Raw genomic sequence first — 19,558 nt, 5'->3', positions numbered from 1 at the left:
AGGAACGGACGCGGTATCACCGACGGCGGAGTGATGCCGTGGTCATGCCACGACGGGCTCACCGGCTCTGGCGGGCAGCCGGGTCGCCGCCAGGCCCCCGATCACCGCGCACACGGCGACCAGCGCGTACGCCCACTGGAATCCCATGCCCTCGTACACCGGCCGTCCGGCGACGATCGTCTGGATGTTCGCGTTGAGGACCACGAACACCACGGTCGTGCCCACGCCGGCCATCAGGGTGCGACTGACCTCCGTCATGCTGGCGCTGACCACCTGATTGTCGGGTGGCACCGCCGCGATGACGAGATTCGGGATGGCGGCCCCGCCGAGCCCCACACCGAGGTGGACCAGGCCAGTCGCGGCGAGCACGATCAGTTCGTCGCCGCGGCCGATTCCCATCGTCAGCGCGCCCACCGCGACGGTGACGGCGGCCGCGATCATGTGTGTCCTCGCTCCCAGCCGACGCACAGTGAGTCCGACGATCAGGCCACCGGCCACGATGCCGATCCCGTTGACGACGCCGAAGACCGCGTACTCGCTGGCGGTCATCCCGAACCCGTAGTCGCCGCCCGCCTCCCGCGGAGTCATCGCCATGAGCGCGAGGATCGAGCTGGTCGTGGTTCCGACACCGTAGACCAGGCCGGACGCGAGCACCGTGTACAGCAGTGCCGGACGCCGCAATTGGTGCAGATCGACCAGTGGTTCACGAACCTTGCCCGCCTGTACGATCCAGGCCGCGAACAGTGCGCACCCCACCGCCAGCAGGCCGAGGGTTCCCGTGCTGGTCCAACCCCATTGCGGCGCCGAGCTCACCGCGACCAGGACGGCCGCGACCGAGCTGCCCAGCAGGAACGCGCCGACCAGATCGGGACGTGAATCCGCGGACCGCACCGGGGATTCCGGGACCACGAGCAGTGCGGCCACGGCCAGCACGGCGGTGAGCACGGTGACGAACCAGAAGGCGCCCGCGACACCGTGATTGTCGATGAGCCAGCCCGCGAGGAACGGTTGCAGCACGACGACGATGCCGGTACCGGTCACCGTGACACTGACCGCGAACGGCACGATCTTCTCCGGGAAGATGTCGCGGATGAGCGAATAGCAGAGGAACGCGACCGAGAAGATCGCGCCCTGCAGCGCCCTGCCGAGCAGGAACACCGGGAAGCTCGATGCGATCGCGGAGAGCACGGAGCCGAGGGTGGTGACGGCGAGCACGACCATCAGCAGGCGTTTCTTGCCGTACATGTCCGCAAGCTTGCCCACCAACGGCATTGCGATGCTCGCGGTGAGGAACGCGATCGTCATGGTCCAGCCGGCCTGAGTGGTCGCGTACTCGGCCGCGATGGTCGGCAGGGCGGTGCCCGCGAGGACAGCGGAGACCGGGATGATCTCGCTGACGAGGATCAGGATGATCAGGATTGCGATCAGCCGGGGGGTCCACTGGTGGGTGCCCGCGGTATCGGCCGCGGCACGGTCGACCGTGCCCGTCACTGGGGAAGTCCTTTCGCTCCGGCCGGAGGCGGTGTGTATCGGTGACCCCACACCGCACCCTCGGTGATCCGGTAGGTCGGCATCGAGTCCTCGATCCGCTCCCCACCCCACCCGATCTCGGTGGCGTGCCCCTCGGGGGAGTAGGTGTAGAACGAGAGCATGCGGTCGTTGGTGTGCTTGCCAAGCGACTGCATCATCGGGACATCGAGATCGTGGGCGCGATCGAGGGCCTTGCCGACGTCGTCGATCTCGGTGGTCTCCACCATGAAGTGGAGCAGTGCGGGACCCGAGGCAGGACTGAGCCCGAGCGTGTGCTGGCGGGCGTTGCAGCCGAGGAAGTAGCTCGTTCCACCGGGCAGTTCGAGTGAGTTGCGTTCCGTGAATCCCAGTACACCCACATAGAATTCGTAGGCGGCTTCGGTGTCAACGCAGTTGAGCAGGATATGCCCCATCCCCTGATCGCCCGTGACGAAGCCGGACAGATGCGGAAGTTCGACACGCCGGTGGCTCAGGACCGGTCCGTAGAACAGTTCCACCCGGTTCCCGGACGGGTCGTTGAACGCGGCGAACCCCGTCACCTGGCGCAGGGCGCACTCCTCGGCGGTGCCGGCGTGGGTCGGGATGCCCGCGGCCTCCACGCGGGACACGAGATCCTTCAGATCGGAACGGTTGAGGACCTCGAAGCCGGCGGCTTCCAGCCTTGGGGTGGGCGATTCGGTGACGACCAGGCGGGGCGGATAGTCGTCCATGCGGTAGTGCAGTGCATCCGGCGAGGGGCCCTCGACCGGCATCATGCCGATGAAGTCGCGGACGAAGGGATCCCATCGGTCCGCCGACTCGACCGCGAGGCGTAGATATCCCAGTGAGAGAACAGGCATTGCGTACTCCTCAGGTCAGTAGAGGTTGCCGGGCTCGCCGGTGAGCAGGTACCGGCCGTATTCGAAGTTGATGATGTCGGGCAGGTTGATGGCATGATGCTGGCCGGCGTGGACGTCCCGCCACACCGATTGCAGGGCACTCGACAACGCGATCGACCTCGGCCCGCCCACCTGATAGGCCTTGTCCGCGGCGGAAACCGCCAGTCCCACGGCGGCGATGTGGTCGCGTTTGGTTCGCTGGCGCATCGCCATCGAAACCGGCACGCCGCGGTCGGCGGCTCCGACGGCGTCCGCGAGGTCCGACTGCAGGATCCGGTACGCGGTGTCGACCTCGAAATCGGCCTCGGCCAGCCGTGCCAGGGTGGCCGCGTGCGGCATCTTCGACGCATCGATCGCCAAGCGGGATTTGTGGATCGAGATCGCTTCGTCGATCACCCGGCGGGCCATGCCGATCAACGGCACCGAGACGGCGTTGACGAACAGGGTGTACCAGGGCAGCCGGAACAGGCCGGCGGTGTTCACCTCGTTGCCGGGATAGCGCTCCGCGTACAGGTCGAGGACGTCGTGCACGCGATGTTCGGGCACGAACGCGCCATCGACGACGATGTCGTTGCTGCCGGTGCCCGCAAGCCCGGACATGAACCACACGTCGTCGATCGTGTAATCGGCGCGGGGGAGCAGAAGGTGGACCTGCCGGCCCGTTCGCTGTCCGTGCTCGTCGGTGACCATCGCACCCACGAAGACCCAGTCGCAGTGGTCGCTGCCCGACGAGAATCCCCACCGGCCGGTCAGTTCGTAGCCGCCGGGTACGATCTTGGCCGTGCCGGCGGGACTGTAGGACGAGCTGATCCACGCGTCCGGGTTTTCTCCCCACACGTCCTTCTGAGCCCGGTCGGGGTACAGGCCGAGGTGCCAGGAATGGACGCCGACGACACCGGTGACCCAGCCCGCCGAACTCGACCGCCGCGCGATCTCGTACATCGCGGTGTTGAAGACACCCGGATCCGCTTCGTAGCCGCCGTACCGCTTGGGCTGGATCAGTCGCATGACACCCGCGTCACGCAGGATCTTCGCGGTGTCCGCCGAAAGTCGGCGCTCTTCGTTGCAGTCGGACTCCAGTGCCTCGAGCCGGTCGCTCGCGGCGAGGACGACATCCAGTGCTTCGTGCCGGAATTCCATGTGGGAAAACTCCTTCGGTGTCGATCGGGTCAATTCAGCGGGTGAGGAAGTCGGTGGTGAGCGACTCGAAATCGTGTTTGCGCTCGACCTGCGCCCAGTGTCCGCATTCGCCGAGAATGTGCAGGTCGGCGCGGGGCATGCGGCGCAGCGCGAACAGGGCGCCGTCCGGTGGCAGCATGCGATCGTCGCGACCCCAGGTGACCAGGGTCCGATGGGGGATCTCGTCGGTGCGCGCCCACAGCGGAGCTTTGCCCGGCAGTGCGAGCGACGCCATCACCGCACGCATGCGTTCGACGGCCCGCGGTGCGGTGGCGTTGTTCCAGCGCTCGTCGAGCAGCTGCGGCGTGATCGTCACCGGGTCGTAGACCATGGAATCGACCCATGCTTCGAGGGCCTCGCGGGTCGGGTCGACGAGAAAACCGTTCAGGCGCCGGGCACCCTCGCTCATCATCGGCCCGAGCAGCGGCGCGTACAGACCCCCTGGGCCCATCAGCACCATGCGCTCGACCCGGCCGGGTGCGATCGCCGCCGTCTCGAGGGCGACCCATCCGCCCATCGAATTTCCGAGCAGGTGGGCCTTGTCGATACCGAGGTCGTCGAGCAGCGTGACGATGGACTCAGCGGCAACCTCCGGGTACGGGCGGTCGTACGTGAAATCCGGGCTGGCACCGAAACCGGGCATGTCGACGACGATGGTGCGGAAGTTGCGCGCGAAGACCGGCAGATTCTTCGAGAAGTTGGACCAGCCGGAGACACCCGGACCCGACCCGTGCAGCAGGACGAGGGGGTGACCCTCACCTGCTTCGTGGTAGTGGAGCTTGTCGGTGGCCGACGGCCCGCGGGTCGTGGCGTCGTAGTCGAGGGTCTCCATGCGATCCGATCTCTCTCGTGGCGAATGTGTTTCGTCCGCCGAATCCGGGACCGCGCAGTGCACGGACCGGGCTCGGTGAACCTCGGGCGTGTGAGGTGAGTCACGAATGACGCTTACGGTAGCGGCTGCGGCCGTGTCGATCAAGCAGTCGATTGGGACTCCCAATCAAGCGGTTGGCTATCTCGCCGGGTTGGCGCTACCGTGGCGTCGGGCCATCGTGTGATGGCGGACACGATCAGTGAGTTCGGCCAGGGAGGCAGTGATGGACAACGCGGCGGTTGCGCGTTACAGACAAGCCGGCTGGTGGGGAACGCGGTCACTCGGCCAGCTCGTCGCTGACCACGCGACGAGGATTCCCACGGCCACGGCCTTCGTCGCGGGTGCAGACCGGATGAGCTGGCGCAGCTACTCCTCGTACGCCGACGAGATCGCGGCCGTGCTGGTGGCTGCCGGAGTAGAACCCGGCGACCGCGTCGGGGTGCTCCTGCCGGACACCGCCGATGTGCACGCGGCGCTGGTGGGAACCGAACGCGCCGGTCTCGTCGCGATGGGCATCGGCGCACGCGCCGGCGACGCCGAGATCACGCACCTGCTGGGCCGCTCCGGGGCGGTCGCGCTGATCACCCGGGCAGAGGACCGCGGACGCGACGCCGAGCAACTGGGGCGGCTCGTCGTGGCCGCCGAATTGCCGGTACGCCTGCATCTCGTCGTCGGTGCCGGCCGGGTGCAGTCGCTCCGCCGGCTCGACGCCGGGCGCTGGCGTGAGATCCCGGTCGAATGTGCCCCGCCCGAACTGGTGCGTCCGCGCGCCCTCGGACCGGACGACGTCTCGATGCTGAACTCCACGTCCGGGACCACCGGACTGCCGAAGTGCGTGGTGCAGTTCCAGAACCGATGGATGCACTTCTCCCAGCTGGCGGTCGAGGCCGGGGAACTCGGTGACGACGAGGTGTTCCTCGCCGCGGTCCCCGCACCCTTCGGCTTCGGGTTGTGGACAAGCCACTTCGCGCCGGCCATGCTCGGGGCGCCGGCAGTGTTGCTGCCGAGGTTCGACGCCGACGAGATGGCACGGAAGATCGCGGAGGAACGCGCGACCGTACTGTGCTGTGTCAGTACGCAATTCCGAATGCTTCTCGCGTCCGATGTCGCCGACCGGGTCGACCTGTCGTCCTTGAAGGTCATGTTCACCGGAGGGGAGGCGGTGCCCTATCCCGACGCGGCACGGTTCGAGGACCGGACCGGCGCCACCGTCCTGCAATTCTTCGGATCGAACGAGAGCGGTGCGTTCAGCTACACGACGACGAGGGACCCACGGGAGAAGCGGCTGACGACCGCGGGCCGGATGGTGCCGTCGATGACGGTTCGGCTGTACGACGACGAGGGACGGGACATCACCGCGAGCGGCGGGCCGGGCCAGCCGGGCGGCACGGGGCCGCTCCTGAGTATGGGGTACTACGACGACCCGGCGGCCAACGACGAGCTCTACGCTCCGGACGGCGCGCTGCTCATGGGCGATCTGGTCACCATCGACGACAGCGGCTATCTCACCGTCGTGGGACGCAAGGCCGAGATCATCATCCGAGGCGGGAAGAACATCTCGGCGGCCCACGTGGAGCGTGAGGTGGAGGCCCACCCGGATGTCGAGATGGCGGTGGCCGTGGGGCTTCCGGACGAGGTCTTCGGCGAGCGGGTCTGCGTCGTGGTCAGCGGCAGTTCTGCCGGCGGGCTGACGTTGCCCGACCTGACCGCGTTTCTGGCCGGGCACGGCATGACCAAGGAATACCTGCCCGAGTTTCTGCTCGTGGTCGACGCATTGCCCCGGTCGTCGGGAGGGAAGCTGGCGAAGGGGCAGGTTCGGGACCTGGCTCTGGCCGCGCTCGCCGCCGGTGAACTCGATGCTTCGGCGGGTCCGGCAGTGTGTCCGCGACCGAGTTCGTTCCCGGTAGGGCAGCCGTGAAGATTCGGCCCGGTGAGAGAGACGACCGATTGCCGTGTCGCGGTCACGCCGGTAGGAAGGCAACACACCCCGCGGGTCCCGATTCCGTATCCGTGAAGGACAGGAGATCCATGTGACCGAGATCGATCAACCGAACCGCATGGTCGGCTTCACCAGAATGGACGAATCGACGAAGGAGGACATCGCACTCATTTTCACCGAGTCGAAGAAGTTCCTGAACGACCGCCTCGTCGACACGATGATCGACCTGCTCGACTCGCTCAAGGGGCCGACGCTCGGTTACCAGGTCGACCGCTACGAGCACTCGCTGCAGACTGCGTCGAGGGCATATCGAGAAGGTGCCCGAACTGATCTCGTCGTCGCGGCTCTGCTGCACGATGTGGGCGACGCGATGGCACCAGCCAACCACGCGGAACTGGCGGCGTCGATCGTCCGTCCGTACCTCGACGCGGAATCGACCTGGGTCGTGCAGCACCACGGGATCTTCCAGGGCTACCACTACTGGGACCGGCTCGGCCTCGACACCAATGCGCGTGAAAAGTTCCGAGGTTCACCGTATTTCGATACATGCGCCCACTTCTGTGCGGAATGGGACCAGGTTTCCTTCGACCCGGCGTACCCGACCCTGCCGGTCGACCACTTCGTGCCGATGCTGCGTGAGGTGTTCACCCGACCGTCATCGGGATTCGGGACCGACTGATCCGCCACTGGCGGCCGGTCCGCTCGCGGCAACCTGTTCTCGGCGAGTTCGGTGCCACGAGCATCGCCTGGCGATGCCGGACCTCACCGTGCACTGTTTGACCTGATCGGAGCGTTTTTTCGCCGTGTCCAGGCTTGTTGAGCAAGCTGTGCGACCTTCGTGATCTGCGCTGCAACTCGACAACAAAACGTCAGCCGCGCGCCATGTCCACGAAACGCGACAGATGGAGCTGGTGCGCCACTGTGATCGTGGCCGTCGGGCCGTTACGGTGCTTACCTACGATCAAGTCTGCCTCGCCGCCACGCGGGTCGTCGCGTTCGAAGGCGTCGGGACGGTGCAGCAGGATCACCATGTCGGCGTCCTGCTCGAGGCTGTTGTGCACCGAGACGCCGTCGGCGACGAAATTGTGTGTGCCCGGGACGGTTCCGTCGAATACGTCCTGTTCACCGAGACTGACGATGGAGACGATCTCGTCCCAGTACACGTTGTTCGTGGCGACCATGTCGATATCGGCTTCGCCCAGTACACCGGCCACCTCGGCCAGGCTGGAACGTGGGGCCCCAGCACCGACGAGCTCGCTCGGCGTGAACCGCTCGACAGCGAGGAGCCGGCCCAGTGACTCTTCGAGTTCGGGGGTGACGCCGTCGACGCTGCGACGTGTGAGCGTGGGCCCGAGTTGTGTCAGCACCCACTGCGCTGCCGTGCCGTGGGCGCCGACGTCGTGCAGGAACACCGCCTGTCCGTCCGGGTCGGTCACGCGCAGGTCGTAGCCCGACGCGGTTTCCGTGATCTGCGAGAACACACCGATCCGCAGCAACAGGACGGCCAGATCATCGATGAATCGCCGGTCGGCGGTCGAGTACCGGATCATCGCCTGCTGCGCGTCGACGTCCCAGGCGAGCAGGCCGCTGTCTTCCCACACGTGGCAGAGCAGCGCCGCAACCTGGTCCTTGGGCAACGCAAACGCACGCGCAGGCACGGCAGCATCGGCGACGGCCTGGAGGGCGAGTTCGACGATCTCGTCTTCGGAGGAGGTCACCATGTCGATCGGTGCAGGCAGTGCACGCGGCACCGCGACACGTCCGCCGACCATCAACTCACCGAGGGGCATCCAGCCGTCGACGGTCAGGAACGGATGGTTCGCCGTCGCTTCCACCTGGCGGCCGGACGCGAGCCGCAGCCGGAACACTTCCTTGCGCCCGCTGGGAAAGACCTTCGTCATCGGCCGCGCGACCATGCGCATCCGCTCGTCGAGCGACCACACGAGCGGCTGCTCACCCGTCGCGAGAAGTTCCCCGAGAGTGATCTCCGCGCCGTTATCCGCGCGCAGGATCCGGGTGGACGCAGGCAGGCAACCCGACTCACGGAGGTCGGAGACCTGCGGCTTCTTGTCGGTTCGCTGTTCGGGACCACGGTTGAGCTGACAGACTGCGATGACGGGAACTTCGAGTTCCTTCGCGAGAAGCTTGAGGCTTCGCGAGAACTCCGAGACTTCCTGCTGGCGCGACTCGACCTTCTTGCCGGACGTCATGAGCTGCAGGTAGTCGATGACGATGAGACGGATGTCGTGCTTCTGCTTGAGACGCCGCGCTTTCGCACGAATCTCCATCATCGTCAGGTTCGGTGAATCGTCGATGAACAGCGGTGCCTCGCTGATCTCGCTCATGCGACGCGCGAGCCGGGTCCAGTCGTCATCGGTCATGCGACCGGACCGCATGTCGCCGAGTTTGATCTTCGCTTCCGCGGAAAGCAGGCGCATGACGATCTCGGTGCGCCCCATCTCCAGGGAGAAGATGACGGAGCCCATGCCGTGCTTGATCGAGCACGACCGCATGAAATCCATGCTGAGCGTCGAGTTGTGGGTAGGCACCATCGCGCGACCCGCAAGGTACATGTGCTCGCCGTCGACCTCGACGCAGCGCACCGGCACCGGCTCCACCGGCCGCACCGCGACGATGCGACGCTCGACCGGCACCGGGCGGCGGCATTCCTTGTGCAGAAGGGCCTTGCTGGGTAGGACGAAGACGTCGTCGCCGGTCTCGAACGCCACCGCGTCGCCATCGACGGTGCAGGCGTGCCCCAGACCGGAGAGCAGTTCGGCGACGTCCTCGACCAGGCGTGCGCAGTCCGACGCGAATCGGATGGTGCCGTCGCCGTCGACGGTGCCGCCTGCGTCGAGGAGTCCGGCCAGCAGATCGCGGCGCTGTTCCTGTGAGGCACGCAGATACGCAGTGGGGATGTGCGCACCGAGCGCCATCAGGGCCTCGGTGCACCCTCCCTCACCTTCGACGCGCATGTGGACGTGCGGATCGGCCGACGGACCACCGAGCCAGGCGCCGAGCGTGAACGGTGGAACAGGCAGGTCTGCTGCAGGCGTCCGGAGTGGAGCGGCGTTGGTGACGGCGTGGTCGGCATCGACGGTGGCAGCAAGCTCGGCGGTGGTGCGAACGGCGCCGTCGGAGGTACGCCACTGGTGCTGAGCGTCGGCGACGAGCACGGTGCCGTCGGAGAACACGACGTCGAAGCACGGCCGGCCATGCATGATCTCGGTGGCCGCGACGACGCGCGTCGGCTCGCCGTGGGCGTCGAACAGGACGTCGCCGACGGAGACCTCGCCCATGGTGGTCCACCCGTTCGGGGTGGGCAGGACAGTGTCGAGCGCGAGGGCTTTACCGACACCCGGGCGGGCGGCGATGATGATCATCTGCCCGGCGTGCAGGCCGTTGGTGAGTTCGTCGAGCTCGGCGAACCCGGTGGGGACTCCGACCGAGATGCCGCCACGGCTGGCGATGGAATCGATCTCGTCCATCGTGGGCTGCAGCAGTTCTTCGAGTGGAACGAAATCCTCGCTGGTGCGGCGTTCGGAGACGTCGAAGATCTCGGCCTGGGCGCGGTCGACGACCTCGGCGACATCCTGCCCTTCGGAGCCGGCGTATCCGTACTGGACGATGCGTGTGCCCGCTTCGACGAGGCGACGCAGGATGGCCTTCTCGGAGACGATCTCGGCGTAATAACCGGCGTTCGCGGCAGTGGGGACCGTCTGGGTGAGCGTCACGAGGTAGGCGGGCCCACCGATGCGTTTGAGTTCGCCCTTGCGATCGAGTTCGGCCGATACCGTGACGGGGTCCGCCGGCTCGCCCCGGCTGTAGAGATCGAGGATCGAGTCGTAGACGAACTGGTGCGCGGGCTTGTAGAAGTCGCCCGGGTGAAGCACCTCGAGGACATCGGCGATGGCGTCCTTGCTCAGCAGCATGCCGCCGAGCACGGACTGCTCCGCCACGTAGTCGTGGGGAGGCTGACGCCCGAAATCGGTCTCGGGTTCATCGGGCGGTCCGGAATATTCGGAGTGGCCTCGATCGTCCACCACTGCCAACGCGCTTCCACCCTTCCGATTCCCGAACCAAGCACGGTCATGCCCGGCCTACGGGCTTTCCGCAGACGGATCCGGGCCCTTGCGACCCGAACTCACAATCCACGTTCTACCCGTGCCCACCGACATATTTCCGACCCATACCGAACCCATGGGGGAGAGTCGTGCGCACGACGTTAGGGACCGAAAAGCCGCTCACCAAATCGGGTTGTGCACACATCTGTGGATGAACTGTGGAATCCCGTGGACTACGTTGTGCACCCTCTGTGGACAACCTGGGGAGAACACATCTCACATCACGCATTTGTCCAGTTCAGAGCGCAAAAATTGTTCCTCACACCTGTGGAGAAAAAGAATTTCGGCGTGTCGTGGCCATATCGACAGCCGGGCGTGTCCGAAAGTTTCGTTCGAGAAAGATATGTTGTGGATCACATGAGAGCTGAATCCCACAGGGATTATCCACAGGTTGTACACAGACAGCGAGGAGCCCCGCGCGATGTGCGCGGGGCTCCTCGAAAACCGGATCAGGCAGCGACGACGTTCAGCGTGAACTTCGCGGTGACATCCGGATGCAGCTTCACAACGACCTCGTGCTTGCCGGTCGCCTTGATGTGCGCCTTGGGCAGCACAACAATGCGCTTGTCGACAACCGGGCCACCGGCAGCCTTGAGCGCGCCGGCAACGTCGGCAGCGGTGACCGAGCCGAACAACTTGCCCGAGTCTGCAGCGGTCTTGACTGCCAGCGAGACGCTGTCGAGGCCCTCGATGGCGGCCTTGAGCTCCTGTGCGTGCTCGAGGCCGCGCACTGCACGGGCCTCCTGTGCACGGCGGATGCCCGCGACCTGCTTCTCGGCGCCACGGGTGGCAACAATTGCCAGTCCGCGGGGCAGCAGGTAGTTGCGACCGTAACCGTCCTTGACCTCAACGGTGTCGCCAGGCGCACCGAGGTTGTCCACGTCGGCGGTGAGGATGAGCTTCATCGTGTTCCCCTTTCCTTAGCGAGTCGTCGAGACGTAAGGAAGCAGAGCAACCTCACGGGAGTTCTTCACAGCAACAGCGATATCGCGCTGGTGCTGCACGCAGTTGCCGGTGACGCGGCGAGCGCGGATCTTGCCGCGATCGCTGACGTACTTACGCAGCAGCGTGGTGTCCTTGTAGTTGATCTGCACATTCTTTTCCTTGCAGAAGGCGCAGACCTTCTTCTTCAAAACCTTCTCGCGCGCGGGCGACTTAGGCATGGTCTTTCTCCGTACTTAGATGTTCCGATCGAAGGTCGGATCAGAACGGGGGCTCGTCGTCCCCGCCGCCGCCGAAGGAACCACCCGCGGGAGCGTTGCTCCACGGGTCGTCGCCACCGGTATTGGCGTTGGAACTGGGGCGCCCACCGCCCGATCCACCGGAGGAACCACCGAAGCCGCCTCCGCCACCGCCGCGACCGGCCTTGGTGACCTTGGCCGTGGCGTAACGGAGCGAGGGGCCGATCTCGTCGACCTCGAGCTCCACGACAGTGCGCTTCTCGCCTTCACGCGTTTCGTAGCTGCGCTGCTTGAGCCGGCCCTGCACGATCACGCGGGATCCTCGAGTCAAGCTCTCGGCCACGTTCTCGGCTGCCTCGCGCCAGATGTTGCAGCGCAGGAACAGAGCCTCGCCGTCCTTCCATTCATTGGACTGACGGTCGAACATGCGGGGCGTGGACGCGACGGTGAAGTTCGCGACCGCGGCACCCGACGGGGTGAAACGCAGTTCTGGATCGGCGGTCAGATTGCCGACCACGGTGATGACGGTGTCGCCTGCCATGTGGTTCCTCCTGCAGTGTGTGGAGTCCTGATGCGCCAGAGCCTACGGCCAAGCGCCGACAGGCTCACTTTCCGAGGCGCAGAACCTTGGTGCGAAGCACCGACTCGTTCAGGCCGAGCTGACGATCCAGCTCTGCAACCGCAGCAGGCGTCGCGCTGATGTCGACGACCGCGTAGATGCCTTCGGCATTCTTCTCGATCTCGTACGCGAGACGACGCTTACCCCACACGTCGACCTTGTCGACCTTGCCGCCTTCTTGGCGGATCACGTTGAGGAACGTCTCCAGCGAGGGAGCGACAGTGCGCTCATCCAGGCTGGGGTCCAGGATGATCATCAATTCGTAATGACGCATAAGACCTCATCACCTCCCATGGACTGTGAACGGTCACGGACGATCCGTGACAGGAGGGTCGTTGCGTCAGCAACCCAAGAAGGGTACATGACCGCCGCTCGACCAGCGAAACTGACTTAGGGTGAGAACATGCGCACGAGCCGATCCCTTCCCGCGCTCGTCGCCGTCGTCACCTGTGCGCTGACGCTGCTGCTCGGCTACCTCAACAAGGCCCGTTGCGCAGGACCGCCCTTCGATCTGTTCGGTCGCTCGATGCAATTCGACGAACTCAAGGACGCCACCGTCTGCTATTCCGATATCCAGCAATTGTGGCTCGGGCGGGGAATCAACCTCCACCAGTTCCCCTTCGTGGACGGCGGCATCACCACTGCCGGGAACCTCACCGGCGGCACCGTCGAATACCCGGTGCTGGGCGGCGTTCTCATGTGGGTCGGGGCATTGTTCGCGGAGACCGACGCCGATTTCCTGCTGCACTCCGCGCTGCTCCTGACGCCGTTCGGGTTGCTCACCGCGTGGATCCTCGGGCGGATCGCCGGATGGCATGCCCTCTGGTGGTCGGCCACACCACCGCTCGTGATGTATGCGTTCTTGAACTGGGACCTGCCTGTGGTCGCGGTGACCGTCCTCGCCATCGCAGTCGTCGGCACCCGGCGCTGGTCGCTTCGTACCCGCGGGATGATCGCCGCGGCACTTCTCGCCGTCGGGTTCTGCCTCAAGCTCTATCCGGGGCTCTTCGTCCTGCCGCTGATCGCCTATGTCTTCGTCGGCGGCACAGCCGAGCGCGACGACAACGCGCCGATCGGACGCCGCGACTTCCGCGGTGCACTGGCCGTGGCCGGAACGGCCATCGCGACCGTCGTCGCGGTGAACCTGCCGTTCGCGATCCTCGGTTTCGACGGGTGGCGTGCGTCGTTCACGTTCCAGCAGAACCGAGAGGCGGACGCGACCAGCAACTCGATCTGGTACTGGGGTCTGCGTCCACTGATGGGCAACTACCAAGGGCACGAGGTCACCTCCGAGTACAACGACGTGGTCGCCCTCGTTTCACCGGTGCTCATGCTCGCGGTGTTCGCGACCGCGCTGTGGCTCGGATGGCGCCGCTGTCTCCGCGAAGGCGTCTACCCGTGGCTCCCTGTTGCCGCCGCGATCCTGTGCGGGTTCCTCCTTCTGCACAAGGTGCATTCCCCGCAGTACACACTGTGGCTGTTGCCCCTGTTCCTGTTGCTGCGCATCCCGTGGCAGCTCATCGCGACGTATCTGCTGGTCGACCTGTCGATGGGGATCGGGATCTTCCTCTGGTTCGACTCGACCGCGGGGAACAGCGACCAGGCGCTTCCTCTCATGCTCGTCCACATCGGGGTCTGGGGCCGGGCACTACTGTTGGTCGTGTTGTTCTTCGTCTTCCTCAACTCTTCCGAACGACGTTCGACTAAGAGGCGCACGCACGGCCACCACGATCGGTCACTCGAGAGCCCGGCAAACGCGTGATGACGGGCGACGAACCCACCGCACACACGCAACCAGAGGAGCGCGCCGGCGAATGAATGCGTATCGACAGTTCCCACCACCCGGCCCGCAGCCCGGTGCCTACGGTTCACCGTTCCATCCGTATGGTCGGCCGCCGGAGAACAACATGGTCTGGGGCATCGTCGCGACCGTGGTGTTCTGCATGCCGCTCGGGATCGTCTCGCTGGTCAAGGCGGCGCGGGTCAACAATCTGTGGGCACAGGGACGTTTCGACGAAGCGCACCGGGCCGCGCGCTCGGCGAAGACCTGGGCGATCTGGTCAGCGGTGATCTGGGTTGTCGGGCTGATCGCGCTCGTCGTGGCTTATTTCGCGTTCTGGGCCGCTGTCGTGGCCACGACTCACTGAGCGCTGTCGTGGCCACGACTCACTGAGGACCTCATGGAACGCACCCTCGCACGCCTGAAAGCGCCCGCCGCGGTCGCGGCAGGTGCGGTGTGCGCGTGCGCGTTCGTGGCGTGGGCCGACCCGACCACCCCGGGCGGAATCATCCCGCCGTGCCCCACCTACGCGATCTTCGGGATCCTCTGCCCCGGGTGCGGTGCGTCGAGAATGTTGTATTCACTTGTGCACCTTGATATTCCGTCAGCAGTTCGGTTCAATGCATTGGGCGTCGCCGTGACGGTCGGGCTGCTCGCAATGTTCTTGCTGTGGACCGTGAATCGCGCTCGCGGCACATCGATGCCCCGATGGGGCGGGTACCGGTGGGCCCCGCACATCGCGCTCGCGGTGATCGCCGTGTGGTTCGTGGTGCGCAACCTCCCGATCGAGCCGTTCACGGCACTTCGAATCTGAGGCAGCTCGCCGCCGACCCCGAGGATCTCAGGCCGCGCGGAGCGACCTCAACGCTATGTGCTGCTCGGCGCGCACCCGCCGCGGACTGATGCCCAATGCGATTGCAGTCAGTTCCAGGTCCAGACCGACGATGGTGCGCAGAATGAGGATCTCCCGTTGCATCCGGGTACCGGCATGGTCTCCCGAACGAGCAAACCGGGCGTCGGCGGCGTCCACGGCGGTCGCATAGGCAAGGCGGACGAACGGTTGCTGGGCGCCCACCACCGACGACACCGCGGCGAGGATCTCGTGGCACACCTCGAGAGCCAGACGATCGGCTTCGGTGAAGGAAACGCCGGTGTCGCGAGCACGCGCCCGGCAGTACGCGGAGACCTGAGGATACAACTGCCGAAGGAGCGCAGGCATCGCAGCCGCGTCACCTGCGGCCACCGACCAGGCGAGTTCGCACATCGTGAAATGTCCGAGTACTCCGCCACCACGCACAGTGCTCATGTCCCCTCCCTTCGCACAAGCCTAGGACGACGTGCGGGCCTTCGCTGTCCTCCGATCGAACGAAACCGAATCGAAAGAAACCGGTCGGGACACCTTCGACGGCGCGCGGCCGTGTGCCGGTTTCAACCATCCCGGTAGCCACCGTGGGTACGCATCGGGCGCCTGGTCCAGAACACCACCGACGGGGTCGTCGATGAATCCGTACCGGACGGGATCGTCGACCGGATGCCGGATCTGCCACAACACCACCGCGCACAGCGCCAGGACGGCGAGGTCCCGGATCGCCACCGTCGCGGTGAACCACTGCTCCGGTACGCCCTTGTTGTCAGGACCGAGGTAATAGAACATGCGCGGAACCCACACGAGGGCATCGACCGTCATCCACGCGAGGAGAGCCCTGCGGTGCGGTATCGCGAGTACCGCGAGCGGGACCAGCCACAGTGAGTACTGCGGACTCCAGACCTTGTTGGTGAACAGGAATGCCGCCACGAGCAGGAAACACAGCTGGGCCAGTCGCGGGCGCCGAGGTGCGGTCAGCGCAAGCCATCCGATCCCGACGCATGCGATCGCGAACAGCAGCAGCGACACGTAGTTCAGCGTCGAGGGGGACCAGTTCGGCCATCCGACGAACGACCGCACCACGTTGTAGATCGAATCAGGGTCGGCGCCGCGATCGGAATTCAAGCGGAAGAATTCGTACCATCCCCGCGGATACAACAGCAGGATCGGCAGATTGACCGCCAGCCACGCACCTGCCGCGGCACCGAAGGTTCGGAAGAACGCGGGCATCTTCCCGGTACGCAGACACAACACCAGCAGTGGGCCGAGCAGCAGCAGCGGGTACAGCTTCGTCGCGGCACCGATCCCCAGCAGCACCCCCGCAAGCACGGGGCGGCGGCGAGCCCACGCGAGCAGACCGCCCGCCGCGAATGCCGCAGCCAAGGCATCGAAGTTCGTGAACGCATGCACCATCACGAGCGGCGACGCAGCGACGAGCGCGGCATCCCACACTCGCCGTCCGGCCGACCTGGCGGTGGCCCACAACGTCGCGAGCCACGCGAACGCGAGCCCCAAGGCAACGACATTGAAATAGATCGCGACCTGGAGTCCACCGGGCAACCACGACACCGAATCCCATGCCTTCGCGACACGCATCGACACGTACTGGTAGAGGCCCGAAACTACGGGGTACTCCATATACCGGGTCTGCGTCTGCCCGTCCGCCCCCGGCTCCTCCCACGACGTCGCGTACGGAAATGCGCCCTCGTTGAGCCGCTCCGCACCGTAGAGCGGAACGATGTCGGAATAACACATCGCCACGTACTGCCGGTTGTCGCTCCAGTCCAACCCGAGTCCACCGTCGGGGCCGACCGGCGCCTGCTGGATGCACGCGGCCTTGCCGAACCATCCCAACGCCAAGAACACCACCGCGAGCAACAGCATCGCCCGCAGCGGCGTGAAGAAGCGGGTGCGGCCCAGCAGTGCGTGCCTGCCGACAGGTCCCCCGACAAGTGCGGAAAGGCGCGACACCATCGGGTCGGTTCGACCCGGGGTGTCGCGCCAGTCCACGGAACGACGATCGTCGGCGAGGGGCTCAGGAGAGACGTGTCCCCTGTGCGCGGCCTCCCCGTCGACGGTCACGCCGAGAGGCTACCCGGCAGGCTGGAGCTCATCGTAATCTCGACCGTTCGCCGCGTCCGGAAACTGGTTGAACTGGGGGACCCGATTGGTGGTGGTGGGTGCCGACGGCACGGTGGGGTCGCTGCCGTCCGAGCCGTCACTTCCGGTTTCCTCCTCTTCGGAGGTCGAAGTGTCGTTCGACGGCCCACGCGGCGGAGTCGTGGTGACCGGCGCCTGCGCCACGCCCGGAATCGGAATCGTCACACCCGGGAAGATCTCCACGTTCTGCGTCGTGATCTCGGGAACCTCCGGCAACGTCGGAATCGTTCGGGACGTCGACGGCTTGTCACTGGTCGGTGGGGCCGTCGTCTTCGCGGACCAGCTCGGCACACCGGACTCACCGGCGATCTTGCCCGGCTTGGGGAAGGACTCGACATCGGTGCCCTCCAGGGCTCCGTCCATCGTGTCCTTCCAGATGTCCGACGGCAGGCCGGACCCGTAGATCATGCCGCCCCAGCTGTTCTCGAGTGGCAGTCCCTGCTCGGTACCGACCCACACCGCGGTGGCCAGCGACGGGGTGTAGCCGACCATCCACGCGTCCTTGTTCGACCCGGTGTCGCCGAGCTGGGCGGTTCCGGTCTTCGCAGCCGACGGACGACCGCCCGCGAGGGCATGCCCGTTGGAGTAGGCAGCGATCGGCGTCATGGCCGCGGTGGTGTTGTCGGCCACGGCCTCGTCGACCACCTGTTCACCGCTCGGCGCGCCACGGTCGAGGAGCACCTCCCCGTCGGAGGTGACGACCTTCTGCACGAAGTGCGGGTCGTAGTGCATACCCGACGCCGCGAGCGTCGCATAGGCCGACGCCATGTCGAGGACTCGCGACTGGTACTGACCGAGGACGATGCCGTAGTTCGGTCCCACGCCACCCGGTTCGGTGAGGGTCTCGCCGATACCGGGGAGTTCCTTCGCGACACCGAGCTTGTGAGCCATATCGGCGATGGCCTGCGGGCCGTCCTCCATGTCGAGCATCATCCGATAGAAACTCGTGTTCAGCGAACGCTTGAGCGCCTCGGCGATCGTGCATTCACCGCACTGTTCACCTTCGACATTGCCGATCTTGATGCCGTTGATGGTGAGCGGACCGCTGTCGTACGTCGTCGACAACGGATTGCCCTGATCGAGGTTCGCAGCCAGACCGAACACCTTGAACGACGAGCCTGTCTGCAGCCCTGCCTGCGCGAAGTCGTAACCGACGCCGCTGTCGCCGCCGTAGTACGCCCGCACCGCGCCGCTGTGTGGGTCGACGGACACCACCGCGGTACGCAGGTTCTCGTCCTCTCCCTCGAGGTTCGACTGCGCAGCGTCGACCGCGGCGGCCTGCGCGGTGGTGTCGATCGTCGTGGTGATCTCGAGACCGGCGGTGTTGAGCAGGTTCTCGTCGATCCCTTCGGCGGAGAGTTCTGCCAGAACCTGGTTCTTGATCAGCCCTTCCGGGCCCATCGACTGGTCGCCGAAGTCGAGCTCGGCGAGCGGAACGTACGCCGGGTACTGCTTCGTCGCACGGTCTTGCGCGTTGAGCGTGCCCGCGGACACCATGCCGTCGAGCACATAGTTCCAGCGGGCCTCGGCGCCCTCGGGGTTCTGTTCCGGGTCCAGCAGCGACGGCAGCTGGATCGACGACGCGAGGACCGCGCCTTCCTCGACTGTCAGATCGCTGACGGGTTTACCGAAGTACGCGGTCGCGGCCGCCGAGATGCCGTACGCACCACGGCCGAAGTAGATGGTGTTCAGGTAGGCGGACAGGATCTCGTCCTTCGACCACTGGTTGGCCATCTTCACCGACAGGACCAGCTCCTTGGCCTTACGCGTGAGGCTCCGCTCGTCGCCGACCAGCGCCTTCTTGACGTACTGCTGCGTGATCGTCGAACCACCGCCCGCGCTCTCACGCCCGAGAATGTTGTCGCGGGCGGCACGCGCGAAGCCTGAGATCGAGAACCCGGAGTTGCTGTAGAAATCACGGTCCTCGGCCGCGAGCACGGCGTTGCGGACATGCTCGGGGATCTCCTGGAGATCCACCTCGTTGCGGTTGCCTTCAGGCGGAATGACCTTGGTGATGACGCTCGAGCCGTCGGCGTTGTAGATCGTCGACACCTGGTTGGTGACGAGTTCACCGGGCTTCGGCACGTCCTGCGCAATGTAGGCGAGCATGAACGTGAGGATGGGAACGAGGATGCCCGCAGCAACCACCACGTAACCGATGCGCCGGATCGTGCGCCACGGCATACGCCGCTTCCGGCCATCGCCTCCGGCTCCATCGCCGGGGCCACCCGTGGGAGGTGTCCCCGCGGGCGGGCCACCAGCGGAACCGGGAGCGGAGGCAGCTGCCCGCGGCGGGGGCTGCCTGACTGCCGCTTGCTCCTGACTGTTCGGCGCACCGGACTGCATCCGGCGGGTGGGATCGGCAGCGGGGGCACCCCGTCCGGCGGGGCTTCCCGGTGCACGATCGGTAGGCCCGCCGGGGAACTGCTGCG

The 19,558-nt window shown here is 65.9% G+C and carries 17 protein-coding genes; 5 read left to right on the top strand and 12 right to left on the bottom strand.

Going from position 1 to position 19,558, the window contains the following annotated elements; all coding sequences use genetic code 11:
- Positions 1 to 42: 42 nt before the first annotated feature.
- Genes MWU77_RS12330 through MWU77_RS12315 form a run of 4 tightly spaced genes read right to left on the bottom strand, consistent with a single transcriptional unit; the run spans position 43 to position 4,419 of the window.
- Positions 43 to 1,491 (bottom strand): MFS transporter, encoded by a 1,449-nt coding sequence (locus MWU77_RS12330; RefSeq protein ID WP_247273818.1) that lies wholly within the window; start codon positions 1,489 to 1,491, stop codon positions 43 to 45.
- Positions 1,488 to 2,369, bottom strand: a complete 882-nt coding sequence (locus MWU77_RS12325; RefSeq protein WP_247273817.1) for a VOC family protein — start codon at positions 2,367 to 2,369, stop codon at positions 1,488 to 1,490. The genes MWU77_RS12330 and MWU77_RS12325 overlap by 4 nt, the downstream gene beginning before the upstream one ends.
- A 15-nt stretch (positions 2,370 to 2,384) precedes the next feature.
- Positions 2,385 to 3,548, bottom strand: coding sequence for an acyl-CoA dehydrogenase family protein (locus tag MWU77_RS12320; protein ID WP_247273816.1), 1,164 nt, complete (start codon positions 3,546 to 3,548; stop codon positions 2,385 to 2,387).
- Positions 3,549 to 3,582: 34 nt separating this feature from the next.
- The gene (locus MWU77_RS12315) at positions 3,583 to 4,419 is read right to left on the bottom strand and encodes an alpha/beta fold hydrolase (protein WP_247273815.1); all 837 of its coding nucleotides are present in this window, start codon (positions 4,417 to 4,419) and stop codon (positions 3,583 to 3,585) included.
- Between the two features lie 262 nt (positions 4,420 to 4,681).
- Between MWU77_RS12315 and MWU77_RS12310 the strand changes: the two genes are divergently transcribed.
- Complete coding sequence (locus tag MWU77_RS12310) at positions 4,682 to 6,376, top strand: class I adenylate-forming enzyme family protein (RefSeq protein WP_247273814.1); 1,695 nt, start codon at positions 4,682 to 4,684, stop codon at positions 6,374 to 6,376.
- 112 nt (positions 6,377 to 6,488) lie between these two features.
- Positions 6,489 to 7,076, top strand: a complete 588-nt coding sequence (locus MWU77_RS12305; RefSeq protein WP_247273813.1) for an HD domain-containing protein — start codon at positions 6,489 to 6,491, stop codon at positions 7,074 to 7,076.
- A 190-nt stretch (positions 7,077 to 7,266) separates the two neighbouring features.
- On the opposite strand, the gene dnaB is transcribed toward MWU77_RS12305, so the two are convergent.
- From dnaB to rpsF, 5 genes are all read right to left on the bottom strand, one after another.
- On the bottom strand, positions 7,267 to 10,449 hold the full coding sequence (gene dnaB / locus MWU77_RS12300; protein ID WP_281499316.1) for a replicative DNA helicase: 3,183 nt from the start codon (positions 10,447 to 10,449) through the stop codon (positions 7,267 to 7,269).
- 521 nt (positions 10,450 to 10,970) lie between these two features.
- On the bottom strand, positions 10,971 to 11,426 hold the full coding sequence (gene rplI / locus MWU77_RS12295; protein ID WP_169688995.1) for a 50S ribosomal protein L9: 456 nt from the start codon (positions 11,424 to 11,426) through the stop codon (positions 10,971 to 10,973).
- Positions 11,427 to 11,441: 15 nt separating this feature from the next.
- Positions 11,442 to 11,684: a 30S ribosomal protein S18 gene (gene rpsR / locus MWU77_RS12290; protein WP_054806388.1), complete on the bottom strand. Its 243-nt coding sequence runs from the start codon at positions 11,682 to 11,684 to the stop codon at positions 11,442 to 11,444.
- A 40-nt stretch (positions 11,685 to 11,724) separates the two neighbouring features.
- Positions 11,725 to 12,243, bottom strand: a complete 519-nt coding sequence (locus tag MWU77_RS12285) for a single-stranded DNA-binding protein (RefSeq protein ID WP_169688996.1) — start codon at positions 12,241 to 12,243, stop codon at positions 11,725 to 11,727.
- 64 nt (positions 12,244 to 12,307) lie between these two features.
- Positions 12,308 to 12,595 carry a 30S ribosomal protein S6 gene (gene rpsF, locus MWU77_RS12280; RefSeq protein WP_169688997.1) on the bottom strand — a complete coding sequence of 96 codons (288 nt, stop codon included), beginning with the start codon at positions 12,593 to 12,595 and terminating at the stop codon, positions 12,308 to 12,310.
- 129 nt (positions 12,596 to 12,724) lie between these two features.
- Between rpsF and MWU77_RS12275 the strand changes: the two genes are divergently transcribed.
- Genes MWU77_RS12275 through MWU77_RS12265 form a run of 3 tightly spaced genes read left to right on the top strand, consistent with a single transcriptional unit; the run spans position 12,725 to position 14,915 of the window.
- The gene (locus MWU77_RS12275) at positions 12,725 to 14,083 is read left to right on the top strand and encodes a glycosyltransferase 87 family protein (RefSeq protein WP_247273812.1); all 1,359 of its coding nucleotides are present in this window, start codon (positions 12,725 to 12,727) and stop codon (positions 14,081 to 14,083) included.
- 52 nt (positions 14,084 to 14,135) lie between these two features.
- Positions 14,136 to 14,468, top strand: a complete 333-nt coding sequence (locus MWU77_RS12270; protein ID WP_169688999.1) for a CD225/dispanin family protein — start codon at positions 14,136 to 14,138, stop codon at positions 14,466 to 14,468.
- A 33-nt stretch (positions 14,469 to 14,501) separates the two neighbouring features.
- Positions 14,502 to 14,915 (top strand): DUF2752 domain-containing protein, encoded by a 414-nt coding sequence (locus tag MWU77_RS12265; RefSeq protein WP_247273811.1) that lies wholly within the window; start codon positions 14,502 to 14,504, stop codon positions 14,913 to 14,915.
- A gap of 27 nt (positions 14,916 to 14,942) precedes the next feature.
- Here MWU77_RS12265 and MWU77_RS12260 read toward each other — a convergent pair whose 3' ends face one another.
- The 3 genes from MWU77_RS12260 to MWU77_RS12250 are packed head-to-tail and all read right to left on the bottom strand — an operon-like array spanning position 14,943 to position 19,310.
- Positions 14,943 to 15,407 carry an RNA polymerase subunit sigma-24 gene (locus tag MWU77_RS12260; protein ID WP_169689001.1) on the bottom strand — a complete coding sequence of 155 codons (465 nt, stop codon included), beginning with the start codon at positions 15,405 to 15,407 and terminating at the stop codon, positions 14,943 to 14,945.
- A gap of 21 nt (positions 15,408 to 15,428) precedes the next feature.
- The gene (locus MWU77_RS12255; protein WP_169689002.1) at positions 15,429 to 17,048 is read right to left on the bottom strand and encodes a glycosyltransferase 87 family protein; all 1,620 of its coding nucleotides are present in this window, start codon (positions 17,046 to 17,048) and stop codon (positions 15,429 to 15,431) included.
- Positions 17,049 to 17,057: 9 nt separating this feature from the next.
- A complete protein-coding gene (locus MWU77_RS12250) occupies positions 17,058 to 19,310 on the bottom strand; it encodes a transglycosylase domain-containing protein (RefSeq protein ID WP_247273810.1) in 2,253 nt (750 codons plus the stop codon).
- Positions 19,311 to 19,558: the final 248 nt, after the last annotated feature.

This window comes from Rhodococcus sp. F64268 (genome assembly GCF_023015605.1).
Lineage (GTDB): Bacteria > Actinomycetota > Actinomycetes > Mycobacteriales > Mycobacteriaceae > Rhodococcus.
Note: the sequence above shows the minus strand (reverse complement) of the source record. Positions and strands in the feature narration are given on the sequence as shown.